At 46.8% G+C, this 9,356-nt stretch carries 7 protein-coding genes; all 7 read left to right on the forward strand.

Features of this window, described 5'->3' with window-relative positions; genetic code table 11:
• The first annotated feature begins 50 nt into the window (after positions 1-50).
• The 7 genes from recG to PN462_RS16450 all read left to right on the forward strand — a co-directional run bounded on the left by recG (position 51) and on the right by PN462_RS16450 (position 9,265).
• Positions 51-2,522: an ATP-dependent DNA helicase RecG gene (recG, locus tag PN462_RS16420; RefSeq protein ID WP_272129899.1), complete on the forward strand. Its 2,472-nt coding sequence runs from the start codon at positions 51-53 to the stop codon at positions 2,520-2,522.
• 97 nt (positions 2,523-2,619) lie between these two features.
• Positions 2,620-3,861, forward strand: coding sequence for a hypothetical protein (locus PN462_RS16425; protein WP_272129900.1), 1,242 nt, complete (start codon positions 2,620-2,622; stop codon positions 3,859-3,861).
• Positions 3,862-3,928: 67 nt separating this feature from the next.
• Positions 3,929-4,492, forward strand: a complete 564-nt coding sequence (locus PN462_RS16430) for a Uma2 family endonuclease (protein WP_272129901.1) — start codon at positions 3,929-3,931, stop codon at positions 4,490-4,492.
• A 242-nt stretch (positions 4,493-4,734) separates the two neighbouring features.
• Positions 4,735-5,538 carry an LmeA family phospholipid-binding protein gene (locus PN462_RS16435; RefSeq protein WP_272129902.1) on the forward strand — a complete coding sequence of 268 codons (804 nt, stop codon included), beginning with the start codon at positions 4,735-4,737 and terminating at the stop codon, positions 5,536-5,538.
• Between the two features lie 174 nt (positions 5,539-5,712).
• Entirely contained in the window at positions 5,713-6,378 is a 666-nt protein-coding gene (locus tag PN462_RS16440) for a GerMN domain-containing protein (protein WP_272129903.1), read from the forward strand.
• A gap of 338 nt (positions 6,379-6,716) precedes the next feature.
• Complete coding sequence (locus PN462_RS16445) at positions 6,717-7,460, forward strand: DUF1995 family protein (RefSeq protein ID WP_272129904.1); 744 nt, start codon at positions 6,717-6,719, stop codon at positions 7,458-7,460.
• A gap of 392 nt (positions 7,461-7,852) precedes the next feature.
• Positions 7,853-9,265 (forward strand): N-acetylmuramoyl-L-alanine amidase, encoded by a 1,413-nt coding sequence (locus PN462_RS16450; protein WP_272129905.1) that lies wholly within the window; start codon positions 7,853-7,855, stop codon positions 9,263-9,265.
• The last annotated feature ends 91 nt before the right edge of the window (positions 9,266-9,356 follow it).

Here is a 9,356-nt window from a genome sequence, read left to right on the forward strand (position 1 = left end):
CGGCTAGATCGCCACTTATCCATTACCCATTATCCATTACCCACTAAACAATGCAACCAGACTGGATGAGACTCAAAAAAGCTCTGGCCGTGGAAGCAGACCGAGGATTCACCAATTTACAGGGGAATCAGTACCGCTTCCATGAGTTTATGTGTCTCAGTTTTGGGGAAATGTTGCCCCAATCTCTAGGAACACCGGACCAACGCCGGAGATGGCAAACGTTAGCCCAACATTTTGCCCAATATCCCTATTTACCTCCCGAAGAACGGAAGTCGCTGGTTTCCTCTGCTCGGCATTTGGTGCAGAATCTCCAGTGTAGTGCAGAACAACCTCAGCGCGACTCTCGTTCAACTCCAACTCCTAAAGTTCAACCTGTGGGGGTTAAAGACTCTATACCCCGTGAAGTCGATGAAATCCCCAATTTAGATGATCCGTTGACGGAAGTGGCGGAAATTGTCCGTAAGGGGAGTAGTAAAGCCTTGGCACAGTTGAGCTTGTTGCGGGTGCGGGATGTGCTGTTTTATTATCCCCGTGACCATATTGATTATGCCCGTCAGGTGGATATTGCGGAACTTGTGCCGGGGGAAACCGTGACGGTGGTGGGGACGATTAAGAGTTGTAGTTGTTTTAGTAGTCCGAAACGGAAAAGTTTGACTATCTTAGATATTCGCTTGCGCGATCGCACCGGACAACTCAAACTCACCCGCTTCTTTAATGGGTACTACTTCTCCAATCGCGGTTGGCAGAAATTAATGGAGAAGAATTATCCGAAAGGCGCGATCGCAGCCGCCTCCGGCCTCGTGAAAAAAAACAAATACGGCATCACCCTAGACAACCCCGAAATCGAAATCCTCGACGGCCCCGGAGCAACCATCGAATCCCTCAACATTGGTCGCGTCCTCCCCGTCTATCCCCTCACCGAAGGAGTCTCCGCCGATGTCGTCCGTCGGGCTGTCCTCGCCACCCTCCCCGCCGTCCAACACCTCCAAGACCCCCTCCCCAAGGACCTAAAAAAACAATACAGCCTCATTAATCTTCAAGAAGCCATCACCCAAATCCACTTCCCCGAAGACCTAGAAACCCTCACCCACGCCCGACGCAGACTCATCTTCGACGAATTCTTTTACGTCCAACTCGGCTTTCTGCAACGTCGCCAACAGCACAAACAAGAGCAAACCAGTGCCATTTTCCCCCCCACCGGGGAACTCATGGAACGGTTTAAAGACCTCCTCCCCTTCGACCTCACCAACGCCCAAAAACGAGTCGTCAGCGACATCTTACAAGACCTCAACGCCCCCACCCCCATGAACCGTCTTGTCCAAGGGGATGTGGGGTCAGGGAAAACCGTCGTCGCTATTTTCGCCATCCTCGCCGCCCTCCAATCCGGTTATCAAGCCGCCTTAATGGCCCCGACTGAAGTCCTCGCCGAACAGCATTACCGAAAAATCGTCACTTGGTTCAACCTCCTCCACCTCCCCGTCGAACTCCTCACCGGGTCAACCGGAGTCCGCAAACGGCGCGAAATTCACGGTCAACTCTTCACCGGAGAACTCCCCTTACTGGTGGGGACACACGCCTTAATTGAAGACCCCGTACAGTTTCAACGGTTAGGGTTAGTGGTCATCGACGAACAACACCGTTTTGGCGTACAACAACGGGCAAAACTCCTCAATAAAGGGGACTCCCCCCACGTCCTCACCATGACCGCCACCCCCATCCCCCGCACCCTCGCCTTAACCCTCCACGGGGACTTAGAGGTGTCGCAAATTGACGAACTCCCCCCCGGACGACAACCCATTAACACGACGGTTTTAGGGGCTAAACAGCGTAAAACAGCCCATGAATTAATCCGTCGGGAAGTCTCCCAAGGCCGCCAAGCCTATGTGATTTTGGCCATGATTGAGGAGTCAGAAAAGTTAGATGTGAAGGCCGCAGTGGAGGAACATGAATATTTACAAGAGAAAGTTTTTCCGGACTTAGAAATTGGTTTATTACATGGTCGTTTAAATTCCTCGGAAAAAGATGAAGCATTAACCCGATTTCGGGAGAATGAAACCCCAATTATTGTTTCTACGACAGTCATTGAAGTCGGGGTGGATGTTCCCAATGCTACAGTGATGTTAATTGAGAATGCGGAACGGTTTGGTCTGTCCCAATTACACCAGTTACGAGGGAGAGTTGGCCGGGGTTCTCACGAGTCCCATTGTTTATTAATGACCAGTAGTAATAATCCCGATGCGAAGCAACGGTTAAAGGTGTTAGAACAGTCTCAGGATGGCTTTTTTATTGCAGAAATGGATTTACGGTTGCGGGGGCCAGGGGAAGTTTTGGGGACTCGTCAGTCGGGGTTAGCGGATTTTGCTTTGGCGAGTTTAGTCGAAGATCAAGATGTGTTGGAGTTGGCTAGGGAAGCGGCGGAGAAGATTCTTTTGGCAGATCAGGAGTTGGCGGGTTTACCGTCGTTAAAGGAGGAGTTGGAGGTGCGGTATCAGAAGATGATGGGTGGGACAATTTTTACTTAATTGGGGTTAGTTGAGTAGGGATAATTATGTTTGTCTCAAAGAACATATTTAATAAATAAAATTTACAAACTTTGAGTAATTTCAATTAGAGGGAGTTATGGCTATACTTGAAGACGAATGCAAAACAGTATATAAGGAACTAAAAAAGTTGCTAATTGACTATGATTTAAGCTGGATTGTAGATGAAATAGAAGAAAAAAATCCAGAGGATCAATTGACTATTGATAGATATCCTAAGTCATATTACAGAGACCGATCACCAATTTTGTATTCCAATAATAGACTATATAAAGATTGGTTATATCCAGATAAAGAAAAATCAGAAATTTATAGCTCTTATGATAATTTATATATAGATGAAGAACCATGGAGAAAAAAGCTTTTTTTATTAATTGACACCATTGAAAATTCATTTACAGATATAACGTACTTCAGACAAGAAATTATAGAGTTATTGACAAACGAAGTTGAAGAAGAAACATTACAAGAAGCAGTTATTCATTTTCTAGATGAGACAGGAGAATTCATAGAATTTGAAATAGATGCAGAAGAAAGTGAAGATATGATAGAAAAAATAAACGAATTTAAAATATCTTTACGAGACCTTGCAAGAGCAATACTTTGGTATCCTATAGCATCAGAAGTTTCTTCTATATATAGAGAACTCAAAACGGAATTTGAGAGTCGTGAATATTTATGGCCTTATTGGCAAAAGAGTTATGAATATAATTATTTATCTTACGTTGCCGATATTTTCTTAATTATTATTAATGCAGCTAGAGCAGAAGGAACATTCAGACCAGTTCAATATTTTAATGGAAGTGGAAAAAGAGCTAAACTTTTAACATTTCGTCAAAGTCCGGGACAAATTTACACAAATAATGATTCTTTTACTCACGCAGTTTTAGAGTTTGATCGAAACTTTAAACTAGAAGTTCATGTTGGAATCATGACTCAAGGTAAGTCAGGTGTTGAACATGAATGTGATATTTGTATTATTCCTTATGACAAAGCACAGTCTTGTCGAGACAAAAAATATAATCAACAAACACCTCAATCCAAAGATATCATCATGGGTTGTGAATGCAAGTATTATAAATCTAAACTGAATCTTGATTTAGGTCGCTCTTTTCTAGGGTTAGATGCTGATTTTGACGTACAAGAAAACTATTATTTAATTTCTAATACATTTTCTAAAAAAATAGCCCAACTTTTGATAGCACATAATAAAAACTTTTTTTATAATATTTATCCTACTTTTCCGAATGAAGTCAATAAATTATTAGCCTCTTTTCAAAGAGATTTTCAGCGAATAAAAATTAAAAACTCAATTTTTTAAAGATGTTCACTTCTGCGTCCCATTCTTCCTCTATGCCATAATAAATCGAAGAAAGAATATCCCAACTATGACTAGCACCCCTGTCCAGTCTTTAAGCCTTGAAACCTTCCTCAAAATGCCCTATATTGAGGAATCTCCGGCTTGGGAATATAATGGTCAGGCGAGACAAAAACCAATGCCACAAGCGCAACATAGCCGCTTACAGTTTAAACTGTGCGAAGCGATTAACCAAGTGGGGGAAGCAAAACAAACGGCTTGTGCTTTTCCAGAATTGCGATGTACTTTCGGCGATCGCTCCCTTGTCCTTGATATTTCCATTTTACGCTGGGAGCGAATCCCAACGACACCCGAAGGGGATTTAATCAACAGGTTTAATTCATTTCCTGATTGGACAATTGAAATTTTATCTCCAGAACAATCCTCTAACCGCGTTACAGCCAGTATTTTACATTGCTTAAAATATGGGAGTCAATTAGGGTGGCTACTTGATCCCAGTGATCGTTCTATTCTCGTTTTTCAACCGAAGCAAGAACCCATTATTTTTTCTGGACAAGATGACTTACCTGTGTTGACTGACATCGAACTCAAAATTACTGCAACACAAATCTTTGATTGGTTGAAAATGAAGTAGAAGTGAGAAAAATTAGTCCAAAAGTCGCTTAATTAAGGATTAAAAATACGGAGGGAAGCTATAAAGAGCTTACTACGAACGGATGGGGAAGCTATAAAGAGCTTACTACGAACGGATTGGTGCTGTTTTAAGAACAAATAACCCACAACTAATAACGAAAAACAAACAACAAACATAAATTTTCCCGTTTCGCTACAGTTGGATGGTAATTGTGAATAGTTTAGGATTGTGAGGGATGTGAGATGGAATGGATTACGATTCTTTTATCGGGGTTGTTGGCGGGAATTACCCCTGTGGGGGTGATTTTGGATACGGTGGTTGAAAATCAGATTCGGTCCCGTCTCCCGTCTGACACCCTTGAAGTTCGTATCGACAACACCCCCACCCATCAAGTGTTACAGGGTAAAATAGACCAAGTTCGCTTGGCCAGTCGGGGGGTTTATCTGACTCCGGAATTGCGGGTGGCAGTGTTAGAGTTGGAAACCGATCCGGTTCATGTTGATCTCGATGCGATACAAAATGGGGTGGAGGACTTTCGCACGGTGTTCCGTCAACCTCTCAATGCGGGAGTACGTTTGCAGATGACGGAAGCTGATCTCAATCAAATGTTAGCGTCGGAGGAGTGGCAGCAGCGTTTACAAGCAATTGCCCAAGGTATTGCCACCAATATACCTGGACGTGCGGAGCAAAGCTACGAACTGACGACATTGACGTTTGATTTTCTCGACGATAACCGCTTACAACTGCAAGCACAACTCCGGGCCTTGGATGGAGAGGGGAAGGTGAGTGAAGAACTTGATCTACAACTGGAAACGGGATTGGGACTGGAAACGGGGGCTAAAATTGCCTTAGAGAATCCGCAAATTTGGTTAGATGGGGAAGAATTGCCTAATTTTATTATGGGGGTGGTGGAGGAGAATTTGCGCGATCGCCTCACTCTGAACGCCCTCGACCATACCGGAATTACGGTTCGCCTCCTACAATTAGAAATAGATGACCAAGCCCTCAATCTAGCGGCCTTCGTGCATCTCCCCGCGCAAGATTAACTGTCACCCCAGGAGAAGTCACTGTCCTTTCAACGATACACCCTGGAGATCAACCCGGATAAAGTGAGCGACAGGGAATGTTCTCCACGTCCTGAGACAGTCAAGTTATGATAATACTCCTGATCCTGACCTGTGGCCTGATGAAAGAAAAGAAGACTCTATTTTGTTAAACCTATGAAACGCCAATACATTAAAGTTTTAAATCTCACCCTCATTACCACACTCTCTGGGTTACTCCTGACGGTGGGGGGATGTAATAATGCCCCGAACCCTAACACAAATAACTCTCCCACGGTAGAAAATCCCGCCCCAGACAGCGAACAACCCTCTCCGGACTCCGAAAACCCCACCGCCTCAGAACAATCCCCAGAACAGCAAAATTCTGGCACAGAACAAGCCTCTCAAAGCCAACAGGTGGAACTCTATTGGTTAGATACGGACAGTGGAGAAATTGATTTAATTCCCTCTCCTGTCACCATCGAAACCAAAGAGGATGGGTCTTTAGACGATACTCTCACCACTGCTTTTGAGCAACTGTTAAACGGGCCGGAGAGTGAGGCGTATGCCACAACTATCCCGGAAGGGACTAAGCTGTTAGGGGTACAGACCCAAGCGGATGGCATTCATGTGAATTTGTCCGAGGATTTTGCCTTTGGTGGGGGAACAATGTCTATGACAGGCCGAGTGGCCCAAGTGTTATATACGGCCACCAGTGTTAACCCCCAAGGAAAGGTCTGGTTAGAGATTGAGGGGCAACCTGTGGAGGTTTTGGGGGGTGAAGGACTCTTACTCAACCAACCCATGACTCGGCAACAGTTTAAGGCGGATTTTGCTTTGTGAAAAAGGGAACAGGGAACTCCGGAACTGGGAACAGTAAACTGTTACCAGCATCCGAAGGCAGGAGGCAGAGGGCAGACTTCGACTTCGCTCAGTCTGCCAGAAGGAAGGAGGAGAAAGTTAACCTAACAAGAAGGTCAGAAACTAATCACAGCAAGGCTTTTAGCCAACTTCCAGCGATTTTTAGTTTCACCGAGAGTAACCAGTAAACAGTAAACAGTAACCAGTAACCAGTAGTTACTCCCCCATCTCCCCCATCTCCCCTATCAACTATCAACTATCAACTGCTAACCAGCCCTAGGGTACAATGTAAATAGGTGACAGTAGCAGTATTGGTCCTGATGTTAGAAATTCCCAAAACTCTCGAAGATGCGATCGCGCAATCCCAAAAAGCCGTAGAAACCGCCCTAGAAACCGGACTACAACGAGTCCAAGTCGAACTGGTCATCCCCGAAATTGCCCTGAAAGCGCAAGCCATCGCCCTCCAGTTTGCCCAATATTTCAGCAAAGACTACGGCTCAGGATTAAAAGTGGTCTTTCCCGATACTGGGGCCGCTTCCCTCGCTCGACGCGACTGGGGAGATACAGAATTTAGTGTGACCGATATTGGCAGTCGCTTCACCCCCGTAGAAAACAAAGTTAGCGACGAGGATCAAATCTTCCTCCTCATTGCTCCCTCTGCGGTAGAAGTGGGCCCAGTCGAACAACTGTGCAATTTAGCCGGAGATCGCCCCGTAATCCTCCTCATCCCCCAACTAGAAAGCGTCGCCACTGTGGGTATTGGTTACGCAGCCCGGCAATTGCGCGATCGCTTCCTCAGCACCCTCGAAACCGCCTACTACATCAAACCCTTCGACGGCGGCGCGATTTTCCGGTCTTATCCCTCCCTCTGGCAAGTCTGGATTGAAAAAGAAGATAATAGTTACGAACTCCTCGCCGAAGAACCCCAGAAACCCGTCGGAGACCGCTTAGAGCGCATTTTAAACGGAGAATCCGAAGACGCACCCGAAGGCATCGAAATCCCCTCCCAAAACAAAGGCATTTTAGGCAGTCTCCAGCAATTTCTCCGCGCTTTGAGTAATTAGAATCTCTTCAATGACCCCCACCTACTTCGTGAGGTGAGGGAGTGGGGAGAGATAACCTTCCCGTAGCTGCGAATAGAGCCAAGAGCGGTTAACGAGTAAACACTTCCAGATGTTTCTCGCTTTTTGGATTATATGTGAGGGGAATGATCCGGAAACCGTGAAGAATCCCTGAAAAACCCTAGATAGCGAGGTTGTGTTTAAGGAGAGGGGGGCTGTCTTCCCTGACTGGCCAAAGTTTCACCACAGGCGAAGCGGAATCTTTTAATATCCTTGCACGTCTGAAACACAAACTTAAAACATCCCCAATAACAAGTGGGGCTAAAGCCGGGACAAGACCTTAATTCTCCCGTCTTGAGATGTTTTAATCTTGCTCACTCACACTCAAAAGTCTCATGGGTTTCAATCGGTTCTTTTTAAGCGCGATCGCGGCAGGAGTTGCCATTACGGCCACAACTCCCGTACAAGCCGCAGAATTAGCCTCTTGGCAATTTGATGCCTCCCAAAATCAACTCAATTTTCGCACCACTAGCAGCGTTCAACCCACCGCCCAATTAATCTCCAACCCCAGTCGTCTCGTCATCGACTTACCCGGCACTCGCTTAGGCCGGGGAACAATGCGACAATCCATTGGGGGAGTCATTGACTCAGTACGGGCCGGACAATTCAACGCCCAAACCACCCGTTTAGTCGTCGAATTAGCCCCCGGTTATACCCTTGATCCTCAACAAGTCCGCTTTACCGGCCACACCCCCAACCAATGGTCAGTCCAACTCCCCACCCCCATCCGCACCACCTCCCAAACCCCGGTACAGCCTTCTAATGCAGCCCTCCAAATCACACGCAACGGCTTTTTTCTCCACCTCAACAGACAACAACCCCAGATCGACATAGAGCGCAGTGAAAACCGTCGGCAAATTGCCATCACGCTCAATGGCGCACAACTCCCAGAACAAGGGCGACAGGCCATTGGTCGCTATGGCGTTGAATCCGTGGATTTACAACAACTCTCTAGCTCAGTCGCCCGATTAACCTTAAATGTTAGCCCGAATAGCCCCGATTGGTTTGCCTCAGCCAGTTCACGGGGGTTAGCCATTGTGCCGAGTGGGGGAATGGCCGTCTTACGAGAGGACACCCCCACCCCAGAAACCATTGTCAGTCTGCCCGATAATGACCAAATTAGCATTCCCGTCCCCCCTCCCCAATCCCGTCCCACCCCTCCCGCCAATCCTACCCCCCGTCCTAGCACTCCCCAACCCCGCATTCCCTCTAATACGCGAGTAATGGTGACAATTGATCCGGGCCACGGAGGCCGTGATCCCGGTGCAATTGGTCTTGGGGGACTTCGGGAAAAAGATGTCATTTTGCCCATTTCTCAAGAAGTAGCGCGAATTTTAGAGCGAAATGGAGTAACGGCCATGATGACTCGCTCTGATGACCGTTTTATCTCTCTCCGAGGCCGCACAGAGATGGCCAACCGGGCCGGGGCGGATTTATTTGTCAGTATCCATGCTAATGCCGTTGGGGGAGGCCGATCTAATGTGAATGGGGCGGAAACTTTTTATTATTCCACTGGCTACGGGTTAGCGCGAGAGATTCAAAGTAGTATTATCCGCAATACAGGAATGAATAATCGCGGGGTGAAGCGAGCGCGGTTTTATGTCCTCCGTAATACGGCTATGCCTGCGGTTTTAGTGGAGGTGGGCTTTGTGACGGGGCAAAGGGATGCAGCCCGCTTGGCCAGTCCCGCGTTTCGCTCTCAAATGGCGGAAGCGATCGCCTCTGGTATCCTCAATCATATTCGATAAGGTGGTGATTGGTAATGGGTAATTGGTAATGGGTAATTGGTAATGGGTTCTCCCCCATCTCCCCCATCTCCCCCATCTCCTCCATCTCCTC

The sequence above is a fragment of the Spirulina sp. CS-785/01 genome (assembly GCF_028330525.1).
GTDB lineage: Bacteria > Cyanobacteriota > Cyanobacteriia > Cyanobacteriales > Spirulinaceae > JAQMSD01.